This window comes from Nocardia sp. NRRL S-836 (assembly GCF_001279525.1).
Lineage (GTDB): Bacteria > Actinomycetota > Actinomycetes > Mycobacteriales > Pseudonocardiaceae > Lentzea.
In genome coordinates this window covers 1-23272 of record NZ_LGDY01000127.1, presented here as the reverse complement: position 1 = coordinate 23272, position 23272 = coordinate 1, and the positions used below count along the sequence as shown (strand labels likewise).

General features: G+C 69.5%; 22 protein-coding genes. 15 read left to right on the top strand and 7 right to left on the bottom strand.

Features of this window, described 5'->3' with window-relative positions; translation table 11 throughout:
* Positions 1-25 precede the first annotated feature (25 nt).
* Positions 26-1174: a glycosyltransferase family 1 protein gene (locus ADL03_RS35285; RefSeq protein WP_231642671.1), complete on the bottom strand. Its 1149-nt coding sequence runs from the start codon at positions 1172-1174 to the stop codon at positions 26-28.
* 58 nt (positions 1175-1232) lie between these two features.
* Positions 1233-2207: a glycosyltransferase family 1 protein gene (locus tag ADL03_RS50930; protein WP_053737949.1), complete on the bottom strand. Its 975-nt coding sequence runs from the start codon at positions 2205-2207 to the stop codon at positions 1233-1235.
* A gap of 20 nt (positions 2208-2227) precedes the next feature.
* Here ADL03_RS50930 and ADL03_RS35275 point away from each other — a divergent pair, with 20 nt between their 5' ends.
* From ADL03_RS35275 to ADL03_RS35250, 5 genes are all read left to right on the top strand, one after another.
* Complete coding sequence (locus tag ADL03_RS35275; RefSeq protein ID WP_197288922.1) at positions 2228-3139, top strand: glycosyltransferase family 2 protein; 912 nt, start codon at positions 2228-2230, stop codon at positions 3137-3139.
* Positions 3140-3387: 248 nt separating this feature from the next.
* Positions 3388-4095, top strand: coding sequence for a hypothetical protein (locus ADL03_RS35265; protein ID WP_053737947.1), 708 nt, complete (start codon positions 3388-3390; stop codon positions 4093-4095).
* A gap of 69 nt (positions 4096-4164) precedes the next feature.
* Positions 4165-4716: a hypothetical protein gene (locus ADL03_RS35260; protein WP_053737946.1), complete on the top strand. Its 552-nt coding sequence runs from the start codon at positions 4165-4167 to the stop codon at positions 4714-4716.
* A gap of 3 nt (positions 4717-4719) precedes the next feature.
* Positions 4720-7206 (top strand): glycosyltransferase, encoded by a 2487-nt coding sequence (locus tag ADL03_RS35255; RefSeq protein ID WP_197288921.1) that lies wholly within the window; start codon positions 4720-4722, stop codon positions 7204-7206.
* Positions 7206-8291 carry a glycosyltransferase family 1 protein gene (locus ADL03_RS35250; protein ID WP_197288920.1) on the top strand — a complete coding sequence of 362 codons (1086 nt, stop codon included), beginning with the start codon at positions 7206-7208 and terminating at the stop codon, positions 8289-8291. Before ADL03_RS35255 ends, ADL03_RS35250 begins: the two co-directional genes overlap by 1 nt.
* Before the next feature lie 259 nt (positions 8292-8550).
* Here the strand turns inward: ADL03_RS35250 and rfbD are convergent, their stop codons facing one another.
* Both rfbD and rfbB read right to left on the bottom strand, forming a co-directional pair.
* Positions 8551-9381, bottom strand: a complete 831-nt coding sequence (gene rfbD / locus ADL03_RS35245; protein ID WP_053737944.1) for a dTDP-4-dehydrorhamnose reductase — start codon at positions 9379-9381, stop codon at positions 8551-8553.
* A 6-nt stretch (positions 9382-9387) separates the two neighbouring features.
* Entirely contained in the window at positions 9388-10374 is a 987-nt protein-coding gene (gene rfbB / locus ADL03_RS35240; protein WP_053737943.1) for a dTDP-glucose 4,6-dehydratase, read from the bottom strand.
* Between the two features lie 225 nt (positions 10375-10599).
* Here rfbB and ADL03_RS35235 point away from each other — a divergent pair, with 225 nt between their 5' ends.
* The 3 genes from ADL03_RS35235 to ADL03_RS35225 all read left to right on the top strand — a co-directional run bounded on the left by ADL03_RS35235 (position 10600) and on the right by ADL03_RS35225 (position 14057).
* Positions 10600-12045 (top strand): LCP family protein, encoded by a 1446-nt coding sequence (locus tag ADL03_RS35235; protein WP_197288919.1) that lies wholly within the window; start codon positions 10600-10602, stop codon positions 12043-12045.
* A 73-nt stretch (positions 12046-12118) separates the two neighbouring features.
* Positions 12119-13345: an LCP family protein gene (locus ADL03_RS35230; protein ID WP_053737942.1), complete on the top strand. Its 1227-nt coding sequence runs from the start codon at positions 12119-12121 to the stop codon at positions 13343-13345.
* Between the two features lie 10 nt (positions 13346-13355).
* Positions 13356-14057 carry a TIGR03089 family protein gene (locus ADL03_RS35225; RefSeq protein ID WP_053737941.1) on the top strand — a complete coding sequence of 234 codons (702 nt, stop codon included), beginning with the start codon at positions 13356-13358 and terminating at the stop codon, positions 14055-14057.
* Here ADL03_RS35225 and ADL03_RS35220 read toward each other — a convergent pair.
* The 3 genes from ADL03_RS35220 to ADL03_RS35210 all read right to left on the bottom strand — a co-directional run bounded on the left by ADL03_RS35220 (position 14038) and on the right by ADL03_RS35210 (position 16346).
* Positions 14038-14454 (bottom strand): DoxX family protein, encoded by a 417-nt coding sequence (locus ADL03_RS35220; protein WP_053737940.1) that lies wholly within the window; start codon positions 14452-14454, stop codon positions 14038-14040. The genes ADL03_RS35225 and ADL03_RS35220 overlap by 20 nt on opposite strands.
* A 96-nt stretch (positions 14455-14550) precedes the next feature.
* Positions 14551-15327 carry an META domain-containing protein gene (locus tag ADL03_RS35215; RefSeq protein ID WP_053737939.1) on the bottom strand — a complete coding sequence of 259 codons (777 nt, stop codon included), beginning with the start codon at positions 15325-15327 and terminating at the stop codon, positions 14551-14553.
* An 89-nt stretch (positions 15328-15416) separates the two neighbouring features.
* Complete coding sequence (locus ADL03_RS35210) at positions 15417-16346, bottom strand: serine protease (RefSeq protein WP_157529581.1); 930 nt, start codon at positions 16344-16346, stop codon at positions 15417-15419.
* Between the two features lie 314 nt (positions 16347-16660).
* Between ADL03_RS35210 and ADL03_RS35205 the strand changes: the two genes are divergently transcribed.
* The 7 genes from ADL03_RS35205 to ADL03_RS35175 all read left to right on the top strand — a co-directional run.
* Complete coding sequence (locus tag ADL03_RS35205; RefSeq protein WP_157529580.1) at positions 16661-16987, top strand: helix-turn-helix transcriptional regulator; 327 nt, start codon at positions 16661-16663, stop codon at positions 16985-16987.
* Complete coding sequence (locus ADL03_RS35200) at positions 16984-17460, top strand: SRPBCC family protein (RefSeq protein ID WP_053737938.1); 477 nt, start codon at positions 16984-16986, stop codon at positions 17458-17460. Before ADL03_RS35205 ends, ADL03_RS35200 begins: the two co-directional genes overlap by 4 nt.
* 55 nt (positions 17461-17515) lie before the next feature.
* The gene (locus ADL03_RS35195) at positions 17516-18253 is read left to right on the top strand and encodes a GntR family transcriptional regulator (RefSeq protein ID WP_053737937.1); all 738 of its coding nucleotides are present in this window, start codon (positions 17516-17518) and stop codon (positions 18251-18253) included.
* 65 nt (positions 18254-18318) lie between these two features.
* On the top strand, positions 18319-18909 hold the full coding sequence (locus tag ADL03_RS35190; protein WP_063798817.1) for a hypothetical protein: 591 nt from the start codon (positions 18319-18321) through the stop codon (positions 18907-18909).
* 69 nt (positions 18910-18978) lie between these two features.
* Positions 18979-19332, top strand: a complete 354-nt coding sequence (locus ADL03_RS35185; RefSeq protein WP_053737936.1) for a hypothetical protein — start codon at positions 18979-18981, stop codon at positions 19330-19332.
* Positions 19333-19445: 113 nt separating this feature from the next.
* Positions 19446-19937 (top strand): TIR domain-containing protein, encoded by a 492-nt coding sequence (locus ADL03_RS35180; protein WP_053737935.1) that lies wholly within the window; start codon positions 19446-19448, stop codon positions 19935-19937.
* Positions 19934-23272, top strand: a 3339-nt coding sequence (locus tag ADL03_RS35175) for a pentapeptide repeat-containing protein (protein ID WP_053737934.1), incomplete at its 3' end; no start/stop codon positions are given. The genes ADL03_RS35180 and ADL03_RS35175, both read left to right, overlap by 4 nt.

The following is a 23272-nucleotide window of genomic DNA, read 5'->3' as shown; positions in this document are numbered from 1 at the left end:
TTGTTGACCGAAAACGCGTGCGTCGTCAGCGGCGGTGACGGATCAGCGCGGCGCGCTCGTAGGCGAGGCGGTGGCGTTCGGCGCTGACGGCCCACGAGAAGTCCTTCGCGCGTAGCTGACCGGACGTGGCCAGCGACGATCGGCGGGCCGGGTCGTCCAACAACTCGGCGATCGCCGCCGCGATGTCACCCGCTCCGACACCGCAGTACGCGACCGCCTCGCCCCCCACCTCCGGCAGCGACAGTCTTCGCGTGGTGAGCACGCACGCGCCGCACGCCATGGCTTCGAGCACGGGCAGGCCGAAGCCCTCGCCGAGCGACGGGTAGGCGACGAGCTCGGCGCCGCCCAGGAAACCGGCGAGCTGTTCGAACGGCAGGTAGCCGGCGCGGATCACGCGGATGCGGTGCGGGACCGAGTCGAGGGCACGTTCGACCTGGCTGTCCCAGCCGGGCTGGCCGGCGAGCACCAGCGCGGGCGGGTCCGCGCGGCCGGAGACGGCCTGGGCGAAGCCGCGGATGAGCGCCGGCACGTTCTTGCGGGGTTCCAGGGCGCCGAGGAACGCCACGTAAGGCATGTCCCCCAACGACAACGTGCGCCGCACGTTCAGGATCTCGTCGGGCGACGGCGGGTGGAAGCGCTCGGTGTCGACGCCGTGCTGGGCGATGTGCAACGCCCTGCGGTCCGCGCCGGCGACGCGCACCAGCTCGTCGGCGGTGGCCTGTGACGGCACCACGCACAGGTCGGCGCGCTTGAGCGAGGCACGGGTCCACGCGCGGAAGAAGCGCGCTTTGACCGAGGAGTGCAGCACGGCGTCGGTGAAGAACGTCGCGTCGTGCAGCGTCACGACCGATGCGGCCTTGCTGGCCAGCGGCAGCGTGTAGTGCGGTGAGTGCAGCACGTCGATGCCCAGGGTGCGCACCAGCCGCGGCAGCGTCGTCTGTTCCCAGGTCAGGCGGGCTGTCCTGGTGGCGACGGCGTCGGTGGCGCGGATCACGCGGGCGTTCGGGGCGATCTTCGTGAAGAGGTCCTCGTCACGTGGCTGGCACACGACGGAGAGCTTGGCCCCGTCCGCGTCGAGCGCCGCGACGAGCGAATCCACGTATCGCCCGACGCCACCTCGGTCCGCGGGCACGGCGGTGGCGTCGATCAGCACGCTGGGTTCGACGATCGGCACGGTCAGCAGCGTACGGTCATCACGAAACCCGTTTACACCGAATGCTCCATCTGAGCCGTTACACGTGGGTTTCCCAAACACCACGCGCAGTATTTTCCCAGGTGAACTCACTCGCGCGAGTGATGCCCGCCTCGGTCGTGTGATGCGGATCGGCCAGCACCGCGCGCAGCCCCTCGGTGAGCGACGCGAGGTCACCGCGCCGGACCACGGTCCCCGCGCCGCCCGCCACCTCCACGAGCGCCGGGTCGTCGGAGTGCACCACCGCGACCCCCGCCGCCATCGCCTCCAGCACCGGCAGCCCGAACCCCTCCGCGAGGCTCGGCGCGGCCAGCACCGTGGCCCCTGCCAGCACCGATGCCAGCCGCTCGTCGCTGACCCGCCCGAGCAGCCGCACGTGCGGCGCCCGCAGGTCCACCCCGCCCCAGCCCTGCGGCCCGACGACCACGAGCGGCACGCCCAGCCGTTCTGTGGCCCGCACGAGCAGGTCGAAACCCTTGCGCGGCTCGATCGTGCCGACCGCGAGGACGTAGTTCTCCGGCAGATCGGTGGCCCTGTCGGTCACCTGAAGATTCGTGACGCCGTTCGGGACCACGTGGACCGGGACCTCGACCGGGACGAACGCGCCGAGCTGGTCCGCGACCGCTCTCGTCGGCACGACCAGCGCCCTGGCCTCCTTCGCCGCGCGCGTGATCACCTTGCGGTGCCACGCGACCCCGCGCGGCGTGAGCGTCTCGGGGTGGGTCCACGGCACCACGTCGTGCACCGTCACCACAGCACCCGCACGCGGGGCGAGCGGCGTCGGCGCGTGCACGTGCGGCCCGGGGTTCGGCGGAAGACCGCGCTCCCACAGCGCCACGAGCACCCGGCGCGGCACCCTGATGACGCGGTCCGCGTTCGCGGTGGCCGCGGTGGTCACGCTCCAGCCTTCGGGCGCGGTCGTCCGGAGCGCTTTGAGCAGCTCCGCCGTGTACCGGCCGGTCCCACCGGGGACGGGCGCGTTGAGCTGCTCGGTCAGCAGCACTAGCTCGGGCACGTCGCGTACCGTCTCACGCCGTGTCGCCGCTCAGCACCGTGGTGGTCGTGACGTGGCGCGGCCGTGACCACATCACGGCGTGCCTGGACGCCCTCTCCGCCCAGAAGAGTCCACACAGGACGATCATCGTCGACAACGCCTCCGACGACGGCACCGCCGCCCTGATCAGCGGACACGAGGTCGTGCGACTGCCCGCGAACCGCGGCTACGCCGGCGGCCTGGCGGCGGTCCTGGCGATGGTCGACACCCGGTACGTCGCCTGGCTGAACGACGACGCGGTCCCGGACCCGTCGTGGCTCGCCGAACTGGAGAACGCCCTGCGGACCGACCCCGCCGCGGCCGCCGCGACCTCGTCGATCCTGCTGACCGACGGCTCCACGCAGTCCGTGGGCGTCGCACTGACCGCCGACGGCCACGGCAAGGACGTCGTGCTCGCCGGCCGCGAGGTGTTCGGCTTCTGCGGCGGGGCAGCCCTGCTGCGCACCGACGCACTGCGCGCCGCGGGCGGGGTGCCGGCGAGCTTCTTCTGCTACTACGAGGACACCGACACGGCCTGGCGGCTGCGCCTGGCCGGGCACCGGGTGATCTCGGTCGACCCGGCACGGGTGCGCCACCGCCACGGCGCCTCCACGCGGCTGGGCTCGCGCCTGTTCCACCGCTGGAACGAACGCAACCGCCTGCTGATGCTGCTGCGGTGCGCGCCGGGGGTGGTGGCGGCGCGCGAGCTGGGCCGGTTCGCCGCGATCACGGCTTTGCTGCCGTTCCGCCGGAGGGGAGTGCCGGAGGCGGCCAACTTCCGGGTGGGGTTGCGCGTCCAGGTGCTGGCGGAGGTGGTGCTGAGGTTGCCGGCGACGCTGTGGCAGCGGGTGCGGATCGGTGGCCGGTCGACCGTGTCGCGGCAGGCGGTGTGGCGCGCCTGGTCGGGGCGCTGAGCTGGGCCGACTGGCCTGGGTCGACGACCTGGGGCTTTGCAGGCTGGCAGACGGGCTCGGCCAGCGGTGTCGGCTCGATGGACAGGCGCGACCTGTCTGCCTGCCACAACCGAACTGAGCCGACTGACCTGGGCCAGCCGACCCGAGCCCACCAACTCGGCCTGCTGACCTGAATCGATCCCGCCTAGCGCCCCCGCTGGGGGTGTTTCGGCCCCCACTCCCATCGTCGCAAAGGGGTCTGACAATTCATGCCGGGTAGACGCAAACGCAGACCGGTCCGCGCGAAGACCACCCAAAGGCGCGACCCCAACCCCGCCCACAACCCCAACCCGACCCACAACCCCAGCCAGGCTCACAACCCCAACCCGACCCACAACCCCAGCCTCACCCTCGACCCCGAGGCCCCGCACTACCTGCACGCCCTCGACACCGCCCAAAAACGCCTCGCCGGGCGCCTGACCGCAGCAGGCGCGACCACCGTCGTCGTCGGCGCCGCCCTCGGCATCACCGTGAACGTCGGCTTCCTCCTCGCCGCCCTCCTCGGCGGACTCGCGTTCGCGCTCGGCGTCAGCGGCGTGGCGGAGCGGAAGGTGGTCGCGCTGCCCGCGTTCGCCGTCGGGCTGGCGGCGCCGTTCGTCCTTACGTTCGGCGGGCACAGCGTGCTGATGAACGAGATCGGCCACACGGAGCAGTGCACGGTCACGAAGGCCGTGGAGCGCCCGCGGAGCAAGTACCCGTCGGTCGACTACGTGCTGGCGTGCCCGAGTGGCGTGGTCGAGCTGAGTCGTGACTGGCCGGACCGGCTGCGCACCGCGCAGGCCGAGGTCAGGGTGGGGCCGCCGGCTCGGCCGGTGTTCGCCGAACCGACCGGATGGAACCTCTGGCTGGTCACAAGCGTCCCCCTGACGATGATCGCCCTCGTGTCACTGGCCAAAGCCCTGCGCCGAAAGCCGTGAGAACCCGCGAGAACCCTGCGCCGAAAGCCGTGAAACCCGTGAAACCGTGAAAGCCGTGAGAAGAAGCCTGTGAACCGACCCGTCCCGTTGATCGTCTCCGGCGTGCTCGGCATCGCCGCCGCCGTCGTGCTGGGCGCGGTCGTGCCCGACGAGCACCGGCTCGCGGTGATGGTGCCGGGGTGCCTGCTGGCGTGCGCGTTCGCGTGGGGGGTCGGCAGGTTGAGCGACCCGTGGCTGGTGCTCCCGGCGTTGATGGTGCTGGTGCCGGGCACGGCGGTGCTGGTCGGTGACGGGCACCGGGCGTTGATGGACCTCGTCGCGCACCGGGAGACGTGTGTGGTCGAGCGGGTCGACGAGGTCACGGGGACGGACACGCCCGCGTACGCGCACCGGGTGCGGTGCCTGGACGGGGCGGTGCTCACGGTCGTCGTGCAGGGTGAGGCCGACAAGCGGGTGCCGCCGGGGCCGGTGGCGGTGTTGCGGCACGAGTGGATGCGGCCGTTGCTCGCCGACCGCAACGACTGGTCGGCGGAGTGGGTGTTCGGCGTACCGATCGCGATCTTCGTCCTGCTGATCTGTGCGACCAGCCTGCGGGCGCGCAGAGTGATGAGGCAGGCTTAGCGCGTGGATCGAGCCTCTCTGCCCGTCGTGTCGGTTGTCATCGTCAACTACCGGGGTGCGGACGACACCATCACCTGCGTCCGCGGCCTCGCCGAGCTCGACTACCCGGCCGAGCTGCTGCAGGTCGTGGTGGTCGACAACGAGGCGCACGACACCGCGCGGCTGACCAGGGAGCTGCCGTCGGCCCGGATCGTCACCTCGCAGGAGAACCTCGGGTTCGCGGGCGGCTGCAACCTCGGCGTCGAGCACGCCACCGGCAGTGTGCTGGCGTTCCTGAACAACGACGCGCGCGCGGACCGGAACTGGGTCAAGGCAGCGATCAAGGTCTTCCACGCCGAACCCGCGGTCGGCGCGGTCGCGAGCAAGGTGCTCGACTGGGACGGCGTGAACATCGACTTCGTCGACGGCGGGCTGACCTGGTTCGGCATGGGCTACAAGCGGCACGCCGGGCAGCCGGACGACGGCAGCCACGACGGGCCGCAGGACGTGCTGTTCGGCACCGGGTCGGCGTTGTTCGTGCGTGCGGAGCTGTACCGCGAGCTCGGCGGGTTCGACGAGCGGTTCTTCATGTTCTACGAGGACGTCGACCTCGGCTGGCGGATGAACCTGCGCGGCTGGCGGGTGCGCTACGAGCCGGCGTCGCTCACGTTCCACCGCCACCACGCGTCGATGAGCTCGATCGACCACAGCCGCGAGCTGTACCTGCTGGAGCGCAACGCGCTCGCGGCGCTGTACAAGAACTTCTCCGACGAGACGCTCGCGAAGGTGCTGCCCGCGGCGCTGGCGCTGTGCGTGCGCAGGGCGACCGCGCGCGGTGAGCTCGACCCGACGCAGCTGGAGATCACCCGCAGGCCGGCGGACCCGGCGCTCGACCGCGAACCGGTCGCGGTGCAGCGGCAGGCGCTCGCCGGGTTCCTCGCGATCGACCAGTTCGTCGAGATGATGCCGTCGCTGGCCGAGTCGCGGAAGGTCGAGCAGGCCGGCCGCCGGCTCTCGGACACCGACCTGGTCCCGTTGATGCGCAAGGCCCTGGAGCCCGCGTACCCGTTGCCGCGCTACCTCGCCGCCCACGACATCCTGGTCGACGTCCTAGGCTTGGACGACGTGTTCGGCAAGCCGCGCAAGATCCTGGTGATCACCGGTGACGCGATCTCCGACCGGATGGCGGGCCCGGCGATCCGGGCGTGGCACATGGCCGACGTGCTGTCCGGCGAGCACCAGGTGCGGCTGGTGACGACGAACCCGCTGTGCGCGCCGCCGGACGCGCCGTTCGCCGTCGAGCGCGCGCGGCCCAAGGAGCTGCCGCCGCACGTGGCGTGGGCGGACGTGATCGTGTTGCAGGGCCACGCGCTGGAGATGGTGCAGGAGCTGAAGCGCAAGTCCTCGACCAAGATCGTGGTCTGCGACATGTACGACCCGATGCACCTGGAGCTGCTCGAACAGGGCAAGGACGACACGGACGAGAAGCGCGCGCTGGACCTGAAGACGGTCACGCGGGTGCTGAACACCCAGCTCGAACGCGGCGACTTCTTCCTGTGCGCGTCGGAACGCCAGCGGCACTTCTGGCTCGGCCACCTGGCCTCGCTCGGCCGGCTCACGCCCACGTTGTACGACAACGACCCCACGACCACATCGCTGCTCGGCATCGTCCCCTTCGGACTGTCGGGCAAGCCGCCGCAGCGCACCGCACCGGCGATCAAGGGCGTGGTGCCGGGCGTGAGCGACGCGGACAAGGTCGTGATCTGGGCCGGTGGCGTCTACAGCTGGTTCGACCCGCTGACGTTGATCGAGGCCATGGACCACCTGCGCAAGCGGCGGTCGTCGGCCAAGCTGTACTTCCTGGGCATGAAGCACCCGAACCCCGAGGTGCCGGACATGGACATCGCCGGTCAGACGCGCGGCCTCGCCGCGTCGTTGGGGCTGACCGGCGAGCACGTGTTCTTCAACGACGGCTGGGTGCCCTACACCGAGCGGCAGAACTGGCTGCTCGACGCGGACTGCGGTGTCACCACGCACTACGAACACGTGGAGACCACGTTCGCGTTCCGCACGCGGGTGCTCGACTACCTGTGGTCGGGGCTGCCGATCGTCACCACGTCCGGCGACTCGTTCGCGGACCTGGTGGCACGGGAGGGTTTGGGCGTCGTGGTGCCACCGGAGGACCCGGAGGCGCTGGCCGACGCACTGGAGAAGGTGCTCTACGACGAGGAGTTCGCGGCCGCGTGCCGTGAGCGCATCGCCGTCGTCCGTGAGCGGTTCACCTGGGAGACGGCACTCGCGCCGCTGGCCGAGTTCTGCCGCAACCCCAGGCCCGCCGCGGACCGTCTGCCCGGCTCGGCGCCGCTGGTGCGCACACCGGAGCTGAGCAAGGCGGACAAGGTGAAGCGGGACCTGCGGCTGGTGCGCGAGTACCTCGACGCGGGTGGCCCGTCCGAGTTGGCCAAGCGGGCGACGGGGCGTCTGCGCAAGATCGCGCGTGGCGGTAGCTGATGGCTCGTAAACCCCTTTCGGTGCTGCTCGACGGCACCCCCCTGCTCGGACACCGCACGGGAATCGGCCGCTACACGGCGGCTCTGGCCGAAGAGCTGGCGTCGATGCCGGACGAGGCCGATGTGCGGGCGGTCGCGTTCACCCTGCGCGGCTGGCGCGCGTTGCGGACGGTGCTGCCGCACGACGTCACCGCCCGCGGCCTGCCCGTCGCGGCACGGGCGCTGCGCGGGCTGTGGCTGCGCGCGCCGTTCCCGCCGGTGGAGCTGCTGACCGGCTTCTCCGACGTCATGCACGCCACGAACTTCGTGCTGCCGCCGACGATCCGGGCCGGCAAGGTCGTCACGATCCACGACCTGGCGTTCCTGGACAGCCCCGGCGACCTGCCGCCGTCCGACGCGCGGCTGCCGGAGCTGGTGCGGTTGTCGGCGCAGCGGGCGGACGTGATCTGCACGCCGACCGCCGCCGTCGCCACCGTGGTGGCGGACCGGTTCGCGGTGCCGCTGGACAAGATCGTCGTGACACCGCTGGGCGTCGACCCGGCGTGGTTCGCCTCCCGGCCGCCGTCCGCGACGCTGCGCGGCCGGCTCGGGCTGCCGTCGGAGTACCTGCTGTTCGTGGGTGCGGACGGGCCGCGCAAGGGCCTGGAGTACCTGGTGAAGGCGCACGCGTCCGACCCGTCGCTGCCGCCGCTGGTGATCGTCGGGCCGGGTCGGTCCGGTGTGGACGGTCGCGTGCTGCGGACCGGGTACCTGTCGGACGTGCACCTGCGTTCGGTGGTGGCCGGCGCGACCGCGCTGGTGCTGCCGTCCCGGGACGAGGGCTTCGGCCTGCCGGTGCTGGAAGCGTTGGCGTGCAACGTTCCGGTGGTCTGCTCGGACGTGCCCGCGTTGCGCGAGGTGGCCGGCGGGCACGCCCTGCACGTGCCGGTCGGTGACGTCGACGCGCTGGCGGCCGGGCTGGCGCAGGCCGTCGCGGCACCGGCGACCCCGGCCGCCCAGGCGGAACGGCGCACGCACGCGGCGGGGTTCACGTGGCGGCGGTGTGCGGAGCTGACGCTCGGGGCGTACCGGCGCAGCAGGGCCTGAGGCGCGGTGGGGTGTCAGGAAACCCTGACGCCCCACCACCTTTTCCACGTCACCGCGAATGCGGACGAGGTGGCTGCTTGTCGAGTTGGCCCAGCGACACCTGTCGCGAGCCCGTCACCACGGCAACGCAGCGCAGGAAACGCTGCCTGTCGGAATCCGTTGTCGCGGGACGCTGGGGGTCGCGCCCGGAATCGAACATGCCGAACAGGCTCCCTCATCACCCACAGCCGTGCCACCCCGGTCACCCCAATGGACCAGCTCAGGTACGGGGAGCGACCACACCTGCCCGGAAGGCCTCCGAAAGGGCGCTGCGCCAGTGCGGCAACGGGCTCAGTCCCGCTTCCGCCCACTCCGCACCCGACAGCACCGAGTAGGCGGGCCGGGGCGCCGGGCGCGGGAAGTCGGCGGTGGTGCACGGCGTGACGCGCGCGGGATCGGCGCCCAGCTCCTCGAAGATCGCCTGGGCGAAACCGAACCACGTCGTCTCACCGCCGCCGGTCGCGTGCAGCAGCCGGGTGGGCGGCAGCGACGCGGCCACTTCGAGCAGCCCGGCGGCCAGGTCGCGCGCCCACGTCGGCGTGCCGCGCTGATCGTCCACAACGGACAGTGTGGGACGCGTGGACTCCAGTGCCGCCATGGTCTTCACGAAGTTCGAGCCGTGTGCGCCGTAGACCCACGCGGTGCGCACGACCCAGCCGCCCTCTTCGAGCACCCGGCGTTCGCCTTCGAGCTTGGTTCGCCCATAAGCGGATTTCGGGCCGACGTCGTCGGAGGGCTCGTACGGACGCGTGGCGTCACCGGGGAAGACGTAGTCCGTCGACACGTGGATCAACGGGATGTCAAGGGAAGCACACGCCCGCGCCAGCCGCCCGGCACCGACGGCGTTCACCTCGAACGCGCGGTCCTCATCGGTCTCGGCCGCGTCGACGGCGGTGTACGCGGCACAGTTGATCACCGCCGTGCAGCCGCGGACGTCGTCGGCGGTCACCGCGGTCACGTCGAGTTCGGCCGACGACACCGCGCGCACGTCGGGAGAGAGCAGAGCGAGGTCGTGGCCGAGCTGACCGCGGCCACCGGGAACGAGGATCACGACCGCTCAGCCCTTCGCCAGCGCCGCGCGCTCCTTGAGCGGCTCCCACCAGGCGCGGTTCGAGCGGTACCACTCGACGGTGTCCGCGAGCCCGGTCGTGAAGTCGACCCGCGGCTTGTACCCCAGCTCCGCGGCGATCTTGGAGATGTCGACGGAGTAGCGCCGGTCGTGGCCCTTGCGGTCCTCGACGGGCTCGACGAACGACCAGTCACGCCCGGTGGCCGCGAGGAGGCGCTCGGTGAGCTCGCGGTTGGTGAGCTCGGTGCCGCCGCCGATGTTGTAGATCTCGCCCGGCCGGCCCGCCTCGGCGACGAGCTGGATGCCACGGCAGTGGTCGTCGACGTGCAGCCAGTCGCGCACGTTCAGGCCGTCGCCGTAGAGCGGCACCTTCTTGCCGTCGATCAGGTTCGTGACGAACAGCGGGATGACCTTCTCCGGGAACTGGTACGGCCCGTAGTTGTTCGAACACCGGGTGATGCTGACCGGCAGTCCGTGCGTGCGGTGGAACGCCCGCGCCAGCAGGTCGGAGGAGGCCTTCGAGGCCGAGTACGGAGAGTTCGGCTCCAAAGCGTGCGACTCGTCCCACGAACCGGACTCGATCGAGCCGTAGACCTCGTCGGTCGACACGTGCACGAACCGGCCCACACCGGCGTTCAGCGCGCCCTGCAACAGGGTCTGCGTGCCGAGGACGTTCGTCAGCACGAAGTCCGCTGACCCGGTGATGGAGCGGTCCACGTGCGATTCGGCGGCGAAGTGGACGACCACGTCGACACCGCGCATCTGCTCGGCGACGACGGCCGGGTCGCAGATGTCGCCGCGGACGAACTCGAAACCGCCCGCGACCGGTGCGAGGTTCGTCTCACTGCCCGCGTAGGTGAGCTTGTCCAGCACCACCACGTCGGCACCCGCGAAGGCCGGGTACGAGCCGCTCACCAACTCCCGCACGTAGTGCGAGCCGATGAACCCGGCCCCACCAGTCACCAGTACGCGCATGCTCAGTTTCCTCCCGTGGCGTTCCACCACTTGCAGTCTGTCATGTGGTCCATCGGTGCAACCCACAGCAATGTCACGTCGTGTGTCTTATAAACGACTAAACTTCATGTGGTGGGGGAGGAACCAGCAGTGGAAGGCAGAAGTCTGCCGGCGCGGGTCACGGCTGCCCGGCCGTCAGCCGCTTTCCGCGCATTCCTGATCACGGGGCGCGTTTTCGTCGCACTCGTGTCCGCGGGTGTGCTGCTCGTCACGTCGGTGGGCTGGGCGCAGTACAACAACGCCAACGACGGCATCGCGAAGACCGACGTGATCGACCAGGAGATCGCGAAGGACGCCGGGCGCAAGCCGCTCGACGGCGCCATCGACATCCTGCTGGTCGGCATGGACAGCCGCACGGACGCGCAGGGCAACCCGCTGTCGCAGGAAGCTTTGGCCCTGCTCAACGGCGGCTACGCCGACGGCGAGCAGAACACCGACACCATGATCCTGGTGCACATCCCGGTCGACGGCACGCGGGCGGTGGCGATCTCCTTCCCGCGCGACGCGTACGTGGAGATGGCCGACGGGTTCGGCAAGCACAAGCTCAACTCGGCGTTCGCCCGCCAGCGCAACACGGTCGACCAGGAGCTGCGCGCCAAGGGCATGTCCGACGAGAAGCAGATCCGCGACGAGTCGATGGCCGCCGGCCGCAAGACGTTGATCAGGACCATCGAGGGCATGACCGGCGGGTCGGTGCGCATCGACCGGTACGCCGAGGTCAACCTGGCGAGCTTCTACGAGGTCACCAAGGCCATCGGCGGCGTCGAGGTGTGCCTGAGGGAGCCGACCTCCGACAGCGACTCCGGCGCCGACTTCGCGGCGGGCCCGCAGCTGATCGAGGGCCGCGCGGCGCTGTCGTTCGTGCGGCAGCGCAAGAACCTGCCCGGCGGCGACCTGGACCGGATCGTGCGCCAGCAGGTGTTCATCGGCGCGCTCGCGAAGAAGGTGCTGTCCACCGGCACGCTGACCGACCCCGGCAAGCTCTCCGGGCTCATCTCGGCCATCCAGAAGTCGGTGATCCTCAGCGACGGCTGGGACATCACGACGTTCGCCGAGCAGATGCAGGGCCTGGTCGGCGGCAACATCGAGTTCCGCACGATTCCGGTGGGTGACCCGATGGACACCTACGGCGACGGCAACGTGCTGCCGGTGAACCCCAAGCAGGTCAAGGACTTCATCACCGGCCTCGCGAGCGACCGGACGGCGAGCAGCGGCCCGGCCACGCCGACGACCACGCTGCCCGCGCCGCCGAACTCCTCGATCACCGTGCAGGTGCACAACGCGGCGAACCGCCAGGGCCTCGCCAACGAGGTGCTGACCGCGTTGGCGGCCAAGGGCTTCACCCGCGGCGAGGCGTTCACCGCCCAGCAGCAGGACGCGACGGTGGTGCGCTACGCGCCCGGCGAGGAGGGCTCCGCGCGCAAGGTCGCGAGCGAGCTCGGGCCGGACGTGACCGTCCAGGAGGACAGCACCGTCCGAAGAGGACAGGTGCACGTGTTCGTCGGCACCGACCACGCGGTTGCGAACGGTGACGGCAACGACGTCGAGGCGCAGAACGCGACCGGCTCGCCGTCGAGTGCGACGAGCAGCACACCGCGGATCACCGCAGGTGGTCTCGTCTGCGTCAACTGACCGGAAATCCCGGCGGTACGGGTGGTCGACGGTTACGCTGTGCATTCGAAGCCCGTACTGGAAGGAACACCCGTTGAGCGCTGCATCGCGGGCCAGGAAGGCCGCCCTGGTCACCGGCCGGACGGCGGTGGCGCTGGTCGCGGTGGCGACGCTGGTGTTCTCCGGGTACTTCTGGACGGCGCTGCGGCTGGTCAAGCAGAACACCAACACCACGCAGATCCTCGAGGTCCTGGAGGACATCCCGAACTCGCCGCCGGTCGAGGACGGCGCCGTCGACATCCTGCTCGTGGGCAGCGACAGCCGGACGGACGCGCAGGGCCGCCCGTTGCCCGCGGACGTGCTGCGCAAGCTGCGCACCGAGAGCACCGACGGCGTGAACACCGACACGATCATCGTGCTGCGGGTGCCGCGCAACGGCGGCAAGGCGAGCGCGATCTCCATCCCCCGCGACACGTACGTGCCGATCGCCGGCTACCGCGAAGACAAGATCAACTCCGCGTACGGCGCGGTGAAGTACCTGACGGCACAGCGGTTGCAGGCCGAGGGCGTGAGCGACCAGGCCGAGCGGGAGCGCAAGTCGGACGAGGCGGGCCGCAAGGCGCTCGTGCAGGCGGTGCAGGACCTGACCGGTATGCGCGTCGACCACTACGCCGAGATCAACCTCTACGGCTTCTACCTGCTGACCGAGGTGATCGGCGGCGTGCGGGTGTGCCTGAAGGCCGGCACGTCGGACCCGAACTCCGGCGCGAACTTCCGCGCCGGTGAGCAGGTGGTCTCCGGTGGTGACGCGTTGTCGTTCGTGCGGCAGCGGAACATGCCCGGCGGTGACCTGGGGCGCATCGCGCGGCAGCAGGTGTTCATGTCGCAGGCGGTGAAGCAGCTGCTGTCCGCGGGCACGTTCACCGACCCGGCCAGGATGAACGGCCTGCTGAACGCGGTGTCGAAGTCCGTGGTGGTGGACCAGAAGCTCGACCTCGCGACGCTCGCGACGCAGGCGCAGGGCCTCGCGTCGGGCAACGTGGAGTTCGCCACGATCCCGGTCACGAACATCGACGCGCGCAACGAGCGCGGCCAGAGCGTCGTGACGGTGGACCGCGACGCCGTGAAGGCGTGGGTGCGCCAGCTGATCGGCGAGACGCTGACGCCGGTGCCGCCGAGCACCTCGGCGACCCCGTCCGGGACCCCTTCTGGCAGCACCACCCCGAGCACGCCCGCGCGCTTCGGCGGTGGGAAGCTGCTGTCGCTGGACGGCGTCCGCGCCGTGGCAGCGCAGCAACCCTCTGTGCCCTGCGTCGACTAGGAGTTCATCCGTGAGCGTGACCGAGATCCTCTTCGCGCCGCTGCTGAAGGCCGACTCCGGTCGTCCGCTGATCACGCACTACGACGACGCGGCGGGCACGCGGGTCGAGCTGTCCCGGGCGACCGTGGCGAACTGGGCCGCGAAGACGGCGAACTGGCTGCGCGACGAGCACGACGTCGAGCCGGGCGACCGGGTGGCGGTGCTGCTGCCCGCGCACTGGCAGACCACCGGCGTGCTGCTGGGTGCCTGGTGGTGCGGGGCGCACGTGGTGATGGGCGCGGACTCCGGCGGCGCCGGCGCGAAGGTGGCCGTGGTGCCGCCGGGTGGCACCGCCGACGCCGACGTGGTGGCCGTGGCCTCGTTGCACCCCATGGGCCTGGGCTCGGGCGCGGCGGTCGACTACAACGACGACGTGCGCGTGCACGGCGACGACTTCACGCCGTGGGACGCGGTCGCCGGTTCCGCCCCGGCGCTGGGTGAGTCCACTGTGGACCAGCTGGTGGCACGGGCGCGCGAGCTCGCCGAGGCGCTGGGCGACCAGCCGCGCGTGCTGTCCACCCTGGAGTGGAACACGCCTTCCGATGTGCTGGAAGGGTTCATCGCGGTGCTGGCGGCCGGTGGTTCGCTCGTGCAGGTGACGAATCCCGACGCGGGCCGGTTGGCCGCGCGCCGGGACGTCGAGAAGGTCAGCGTCACGCTGCCGCTGGGTTGAGCACCCTGTTGTTCTTGAACAGCACGCGGTCCACCGCGTAGGCGCCACCGTTGAAGCCCAGCGCGAGCGCCGCGGCACCGAGGACGATCACGAGCTCGGAGCCGCCCTCGCCGAGCAGGCCGTTGGGCAGGTGGACGATCAGCCACGCGCCGAGCATGTCGACCGCGAGCAGGACACCGGCGATCGGCAGCGCGACACCGGCGACGAGCGCGATGCCGCCGACGAGCTCGACGACCGCGGCGAACCACGCGGACAGGGTGGGCAGCGGCACGCCCATCTTCTCGAAGCTCGCGGCGGTGCCGTCCATCCCGTACTGGGCGAACTTCTGCCAGCCGTGCGCGATGAAGACGATGCCGATGCCGATCCGCCCGATCAGCGCGGTGACGTCCTTGACCATGGTTGTTGCTCCCCGATCCTGTCGTTCAGCTGTTCAACTTCGAACCAAACTAGTACAGGTTTGAACAACCTCATGATTTCGACAGGAAGCCAACAGCTACTTCTTAAGTTGCACGCCGTCACCCTGCGTGTTGGTCAGCGAGAGCGAGCTGCGGTCGATCTTGTACGTGACCTGCCCCGTCAGCGCCGCGAGCACGGCCTTCTCCACCAGCGTCTCGTCGGGCCCGCACGCCTTGTCGGTGTGCACGAGCTGCTCGAACGTGATCGTGCGCCCGTCCACCCGGTAGGACGCGGAGCCGGAGTTGCAGCCGGTGAACACCTCGACCTTGCCGCCCGCGAACCTGAGCGTGGCGGGCACTGCTCCGGGCACCGACGAGGCGGCGGCCGCGGAGATCAGCGTGTCGACCTTCCACTCGCCGCCTTCGAGCTGCGCGGGCGCCTCCGGTGCGAGCACGATCTCGGCGTCCGGCCCGGTGACCACCAGGTTCGCGTCCTTCAGCTGCCACGACGGACCGGCGCCGAGCAGCTTCGACAGCCAGTCGTCCTGCGTGTGCAGCTCCGGCTTCGGGCAGCCCATGGCCGTCGTGCTGAGGTCGGTGACCCGCAGCGTGCCGCCGTCCAGCGACACCGGGCCCTGCATCATGTTGCAGCCCGCGTTGGCGATCAGCCGGCCGTCGTCGGTGAACCGCAGCGACACCGACGTGCCCTCCACGAGGGCGCGCGGCTTGCCCTGCTCGGTGACGGACGTCGAGACGAACACCTTGCCGCGCAGGTCTCCCCCGCCGCTGCCGCCCGCGGCGGACCGGTCACCGCAGCCGGTGGCCGCGAGGAGGAGAGCGAGGCCGGCGCCGGTGAGGAGAAGTCGGTTGCTCATGGTCCTTGGACGGAACACGGTCACTCCCGGGTTGCCCGAAGGCCGGGCGCGGTTTCTTCGATCCCGCGCCCGGCCAAGGGAATTCGACGTCACGGGGACAGCGACTCCGCGAAGTCGTAGAGGCTCTTGATGTCGTTGTCGAAGTACGGCCCGTCCATGGTGTTCGGGTCGGTGTGCCGGTGGCTGACGACGCTGTTGACGTAGCCGAGCCCGGTCTGGTCGTTGTACTCCTGCAGCCACGGACCGCCGCTCGATCCGCCGGTCATGTTGCAGTTGGCGCGCACCTGCTGGGCGTGGCCGTTCCAGGTCGTGCCCTGGCAGAAGTACTGCAGCTCACCGGTGAACGGCGGACCCGCGGGGTAGCCGAGGATCGTCACCGCCACCGAGTAGCCCCAGTTCCAGCGCAACCCGTTGCCGCCGACCACGTTGGCGATCGAGTTGCCGCCGAGCGTCTGCATGATCACCATGCCCATGTCCTCGTCACCGCTGCTGGAGCTCGTCCAGGCGGTGCGGGCGGCGAGCTGGTACGCGGCCCAGGTGCCGTACGGGCGCGCGCCGTCGCGGTAGCGGGGCACGAAGGCCCAGTTCTGCATCCACTGGCCACCGGCACCGCCGTGCACGCAGTGCCCCGCCGTCGAGACCAGCTTCTTCTTGCCACTGTTCACCACCGCGCCCGAACACACGTAGTTCAGGCCGCTGGCCGGGTCGGTGAAGAACACCTTGCCGACCGTCTGCGCTTCGTTGAGCTGGATGCCGATCCCCTGCGCCTGCCCGACATCGGACTTGACCGACGGTGCGACTCCGTCGATGCTGCCCGCCTTGCCCTGCTGACGCGGCTTGGACACCTGCACCGTGGCCGGTGCCTGCGCCGGGATCGCTGCCTTCATCCGTTCCGGCGTCCAGTAGTCCGCTGCGGCAGCGGCCGACTGCACGTCACCCGAGGTCGTCCTGGCGATGCTGGCCACGCTCCCGTTCGGTGCCGCCTGCGCGGGCGACACGAACGCGGAAGAAACCAGCACTAATCCCAGGACAACAGAAACAGTTCTTTTCGGTCTCATTCGAAATACCCCGTTTAATGAGGCGAACTTGCGGCGTTGGGAACGTAGCGAGGCCTCTGACCTGCTGTCCAGGCCGTTGTTTGAAGTTGCTCTGTTCAGCAGCAGCAATATTCCGAGCCCACCAGAAACAGGTCTTTCCGGGCCATTTCGACCCGTTATCTGCGCATCGGAAAGCGCTATCCAGGCCCGCGGGTCACGCGGTTGGGGCTTGACAGCGGCCCGTCCGCGTGGCGTACTTAACCCAGAGGTTAGATAACCGACTGGTTAGGTACGCGATGGACCAGCTGAGCGCCACCTTCGCCGCACTGGCGGACCCGACCCGCCGCGCGATCCTCGCGCGGCTCACCGAGGGCCCCGCGACGGTGAAGGAGCTCTCCGAGCCGTTCGACATCAGCGGCCCGGCGATCTCCAAGCACCTGCGCGTGCTGGAGAAGGCCGGCCTGATCACCCGCGGCAGGGAGGCCCAGTGGCGTCCCTGCCAGCTCGACGCGACACCGTTGAAGGAGGTCGCCGTGTGGGCCGAGAACTACCGCCGCTTCTGGGACGCGAGCTACGCGCGCCTGGACGCCCTGCTGACCGAGATGAAGGAGAACGAGGAATGACCACCACCTACGGCACCGTCGTCACCACGCCGTCCGCCACCGAGATCACCATGACCCGCGAGTTCGACGCCCCCGCGGCGTTGGTGTGGGAGGCTTTCACCACGCCCGCGCTGGTCCGCCAGTGGCTGCTCGGGCCCGACGGCTGGGAGATGCCGATCTGCGAGATCGACCTCACGGCCGGCGGGAAGTGGCGCTACGGCTGGGCTCAGCCCGACGGGTCCGAGGCCTTCGAGATGCACGGCGAGTACCTCGAACTGGACCCGCCGTCGCGGATCGTCCACACCGAGCACTTCGAGGACAACCCGCCCGTGGTCGTGACGACGACGTTCACCGAGGTGGACGGCCGCACGACGATGTCGGCGACCATGCGGCTGGAGTCGCAGGAGGCGCGGGACGCGGTGCTGGCGACCGGGATGTCGGAGGGCGCGGGGCGCAGCTACGAGCGGTTGAACGAGCTGCTGCCGACGTTCTGAAGACACCGGGTAACTTGGCTGCACAAGGAACCTGGTGCAGCCGAGGGGGTGGCTCATGGCGGACAACGGACGAGTCGGATATCGCGACATCGCCGACGAACTGCGGCAGCGCATCGACTCCGGCGAGTTGACACCCGGCAGCCGGGTCCCCGGCGAGAACGACCTGATGTCGCGCTACGACGTCGAACGCCCGACCGCACGGCAGGCCCTCGAAGTGCTGAAGAACGAGGGCCTGATCGTCGCCCGGCGCGGCTCGGGAACCTTCGTGCGCGAGTTCAAGCCGATCAGGCGCGTCTCTCCGAACCGGTTGCGGGCAGGTCAGTCCATTTGGGACGCAGACCTCGGATCCCGGCCGCGCACCGAGAACGTCACCGTCGACGTGGAGCAGCCTTCGTCGATGATCGCCGAGGCGCTGAACCTGGGCGACGGTGAACGCGTGGTGGTCCGGCGGCGCCGGTACGTGGTCGAGGACAAGCCCGTCCAGCTGGCGACGTCCTACTTCCCGGAACCGCTCGTGGCAGGGACCGCGATCACGCGGATCGACACGGGTTCGGGCGGCGCCTACGCGCGGCTGGCCGAACTGGGTGCCGAGCCGACGCGCTTCACCGAAGAACTCCGCGTCCGCATGCCACGCGAATCCGAGCGAGAAGCTCTCGCCCTCGCCCAGGGCACGCCGATCATCCTGATCACACGCACCGCCCGCACCACGGACGGCCGCCCTGTCGAGATCAACGAGATGGCTCTCGACTCCTCGGCATACCTGCTCGAATACCGTTTCTCATCGAACGACTGACTTGCGTTCTCTAGGGAACTACGCTTGACTGCGCCTCGCGTGGTTCTCTAGAGATTGCGAGTCCGATGATCGCGCCGTATGTCACCGCCTGGAGTGGCGAAGAGGACCTGCCGTGCGTGCTGGTCGACCTCCCGGACGACCGCCTCGGGTACGCGTCCGAACTCCTCACCGACCGCGACGGTCACGGCGTGCTGTGGCGGCAGACCGCGTTGCGCCGGGGTGACGGCCGTCCCGAGTTCGCGAAGGTCCACCCGCTGCGGCAACGGCGGGCGATGGAACGGTTGCTGTGCCAGGTTTGCGGCAAGCCGGCCGATCAGGACGAGTCCGGCGTGCTCTGGCTGCTGCGCGACTTCCGCGACGACTGGCCACAGTGGCCGGAAGGCATGGCGTCGACGGAGCCGCCCGTCTGCCGTCCGTGCGTGCCGATCTCGCGGCGCCTGTGCCCATCGTTGCGCAAAGGCGTTGTGGCGGTGCGCGTCCGCCAGTGCCCGGTCGTCGGCGTGCGCGGTTCGTTGTACCGGCCGGGCCCGCTGGCTCCGGTCGTCGTGCGGGGCGGCGACTTCACCTACGACGACCCTGCGGTCCACCGGGTGCTCGCGTCGGCGTTGATCCGCGAGCTGCGGGGCTGCACAGTCGAAGCCGACATCACCGGGTAGCGCGCTCCCCACCCGACCGTGGCCACGATTCCCCCTGTCGGGGCAGGTCAGACGGGTTACGTTCGCGCCATGGGACGTTTCCTCGTAGCGCTCGCCGTCGCCTCGGCCACCGCACTGTCGACTCCCCACGCCGACGCCGTGCCCTCCGGCCACTGGCAGGTCCAGCCGTGCCCGGCCGGCCAGAAGGCGCTCTGGCTGCCGCGCGTCGACGGCATCGGCACGGACATCTCGTGCACGACGGAGGAGGCGAGGAACGAGTCGGTGAAGGCGGCCGCGGAGAGCGGCAGCGGGGCGCGGTTGCTGAACGCCGCGATCGCGGGCGCGCAGCAGCTGGCGGACCAGTCGGTGAAGGCTGAGGAGCCGTGCGTGGTGGGGGCCAAGGCCGCGATCGGTGACGCTCTCGGCACCTGCGTGGGCGGCTGACCCACGTGGCCTGGAATGATGTGCGGCCCATCTGACCAGGTCATATTAGAGCTGTCCATAGCTGACTCCGATCCGGAGTTTGATCCGGAGTGATCCGGAGCTACCGTTAGCTCATGACGATCCAAACGGTTCGGATCTTCCTGAGCTGGTGCAGGCGCGACAAGGTGCACAAGGAAGCTCTGCTGCACGACCTGCGCCCCGCACTGCGGCTCTTCACCGACCTGAGGGTCGAATGGTGGGGCGACGACCGGCTGATGGTCGGCGAGGAGTTCACGCCCGCGATCGTCGACCGGATCGACGAGTGCGACTTCGGCCTGCTCCTGACCTCCACCCACTACCTCGTCAGCCCGTACATCCGAAAGCACGAGCTGCCCAGGTTCGCGGGTCCGGCGGCGGACAAGGGCGCGTTGCCGGTGATGCTCGGCGTCCTGCCGCCGTTCGGCTCCGAGATCGACTTCGGCGGTCTGGCCGAACTGAACATGTTCTCGCGTGAGGGCAAGAGCTACAGCGCCACAACAGGCCCACGACGTGCGGAGTTCGCCATCGACCTCGCCGCCGAGATCCGTCGGCGCGCCCTCGGCCAGAACGGATACACCGCAGCGTGACGACGCCCCTGCAGCCTTCCGAGATCACCGAACGGATCAAGGCACTCCAGTCGTCGCTCACGGCGATGCAGGCCGCGCGCCTGACTACGATCCGCGACCTGGTGAACGAGAACAACCGCTTTTTGCTCCGCGCAGCCCTGGACGAAGGTGGCTTCACCGGCGACGACACCCGTGCCCAGGACGCCTTCCGCGACTTCCGCAACAAGGTCAACAAGCTCGCCGTCGAAGCCGGCGTCGACCTGCAGTTGGAGCTCGACTCCCACAAGACCTCGCCTGACCATCGCTACGGGTGGTTCGCGGGCAACCCGATTGACAAGGGTCTGGTCGCGTTCACCGAGGACGCCGCGGAACAGCTCAGCGTCGACAGTCCCGTGGCGCCCGAAGTCGCCGAGCTCGGCGAGTCCCGGCGTCGGCGCGTCTACGTCAGCTTCCACCCCACGAACGGGCCAGCCGCCCGTTCCGCGCACACGCTGATCAAGCAGCTCACCTCGGCGCTCGGAGCGCTCGACGGGATCTCGTGGGAAGTAGCGGACTCCCGGTCACCCGGTCTGGGTGAGGACATCGCCGAGGCACGGCGCCGCTACAGCGCCCAAGCGGACGTCTGCGTCAGCCTGGTCAGCCCGGCCTACCTGACCGAGTCGGCCGAACGACAGCACGTGTTCGGTCTGCGGCACAAGCTCGTGGCCTGCACGCTGAGCGGCCTGCCGCACGGGCCGGTCGACCTGCACCCGTTGAAGAGCCACGAGATCACCCATCTCGGCAAGCCATGGGACCAGCTGCGAACCTCCGCTCAGCGCACCGACTACATCAACGTGCTGGTGCAACGGATCGAAGGCGCCGTTTCGACGGCCAAGCCCAGCGGCCGGGTCGCCGACAGCAAAACCGTTCTGCGGGAACACGTCGCGGAGCAGGTGCATCTCTTCACCGGGCACTATGTACACGGCGAGGCGGAAGAGACGACCCTTCAAGAGTCGCAGCTGGACGGCAGCCGCCACGCCGTCGGCCCGCCGCTGCGCGCGATCGACCGTCTCGTCGAGTGGGCCATCGACGGGAGACCTGAGGCACCCAGGCTTTGCGCACTCCTCGGAGACGTGGGCATGGGCAAGACCACCACCGCGACACTCTTCACCCAGCGGCTGCTCGAACTGCACGAGAACGACGCGTCCTTCCCGATGCCGCTCTTGTTCGACTTGCGGAACGTGCGCATCACCGGTCTCGACGGCGCGATGACGCTCGACCGCATCCTGGACAACGTCCTCGACGCGACCCGCCGCCCTGGTGTTCCTCCTGAACGGCTCAACGCGGCAGTGGTGCGGTCCCAGCTCGAACAACGCGCGGTGATCGTGTTCGACGGCCTGGACGAGGTCCTCGTCCACCTGAGCCCACACGACCGCCAGCTGTTCACCCGTCAACTGTGGCGCGCGCTGCCCGCGGACGCTCCGTCCAAGATGTTGTTGACCTGTCGCACGCAGTACTTCCGCACCATCCGCGACGAGGTCACCTTCTTCACGGGCGAATCCCGCAGGAAGCTGCGTGGCAACGACTACCTGGCGCTGCTGATGCGCCCGTTCCGGCCGGAGCAGGTGCGCGAGTACCTGAAGGGCAACCTCGGCCGGGACGACGAGTGGGTCGACCGCTTCCTCGAGACGATCGGCGCCGTCCACAACCTGACCGAACTCTCCCAACGACCCATCACGCTGCGGCTCATCGCCGACCAGGTGGAGTTCATCGAGACGGCCAAGCTGGAGGGCCGGACGCTCCGCTCGGTCGACATCTACGCCGAGGTGGTGGACCGCTGGATCGCCCGCGACAGCGGTAAGCACACGCTGACCCCCGATCACAAACGCCTGTTGATGGAGGAGATCGCGGCCGGCCTGTGGCGTTCCGGCAAGAATGCGTGGAGCCCCGCCGAGGTGGACGACTGGCTGTTGGGTGCGCTCGACCAGCGTCCGGATCTCCTCCGGCACTACCGCGGGCACCTTCCTGACCTCTGGACCGCGGACTTCCGCACGGCCACATTCCTCAAGCGTGAGGGCGACACCTTCAGGTTCGCGCACCGCTCACTCTTCGAGTACTTCCTGGCGCGGTACCTGTTCCGCACCCTCTGCGAGATCAACGGTGCTGGTCGCGACATCGAGGCTGTCGCGATGCCGGTGCCGAGCCCTGAGACGCTGGACTTCCTCGGTCAGCTGATCGCGGCTGAGCCGGTCGAGCCGCTCGCTGCCCTGCAAACGATAGGACGCAGGTATCGACCGCAAGCGTCCGAACTTGCTCTCGCGTACGCACTTCACGCTCAGCGGCATGGTTACCCCTGTCAGTCGCTGGTTGGGGTGCAGCTCGCTGGAGCAGCGCTGTCAGGCTGGCACTTCGGAGAAGAGAGCCGGGCCGACAAGCTCCGCATGAACACTGCCTCCTTGACAGGAGCGGACCTGCGAGGTTCCCGGTTCCACCACGTAGACCTCACCGAGGCGGACTTCACTGATGCGGAGGCCAGTGGCGCCGAATTTCACGAGTCGCTGCTCACCAGGTCGTCGTGGCGTGGGTCCAACGCTGTTGGGGCAATTCTCCGCCGCTGCCACATCGAAGGTGTCGCCTTCAACAGCACAAGGACGTACCGGACTCAACTGTTGTTCTGCACGCCAGCCCCAAATACTGGGGTCGGCCTTTTGATCGCTCCTATTCCAGAGAGCGATGAACAGCAGCATTTTAGACACTTTGCACAGTACATGGGCATGGTCAACGCAGTGGCGTGGTCCCCCGACAACACCCGCATCCTCACCGGCAGCGCCGACAGCACCGCCCGCATCTGGGACGCCACCACAGGCCAACCCATCCACCAGCTAACCGGACACGAAACCGCGGTCAACGCAGTGGCCTGGTCCCCCGACAACACCCGCATCCTCATCGGCAGCAACGACACCGCCCGCATCTGGGACGCCGCCACAGGCCAACCCATCCACCAGCTAACCGGACACGAAGACGCCATCGACTCCGTGGCCTGGTCCCCCGACAACACTCGCATCCTCACCGGCAGCGCCGACAACACCGCCCGCATCTGGGACGCCACGACAGGCCAACCCATCCACCAGCTAACCGGGCACCAGAGCCTGGTCAACGCAGTGGCCTGGTCCCCCGACAACACCCGCATCCTCACCGGCAGCACCGACAACACCGCCCGCATCTGGGACGCCACCACCGGCCAACCCATCCACCAGCTAACCGGACACGAAGACGCCATCGACTCCGTGGCCTGGTCCCCCGACAACACCCGCATCCTCACCGGCAGCACCGACACCGCCCGCATCTGGGACGCCACCACCGGCCAACCCATCCAC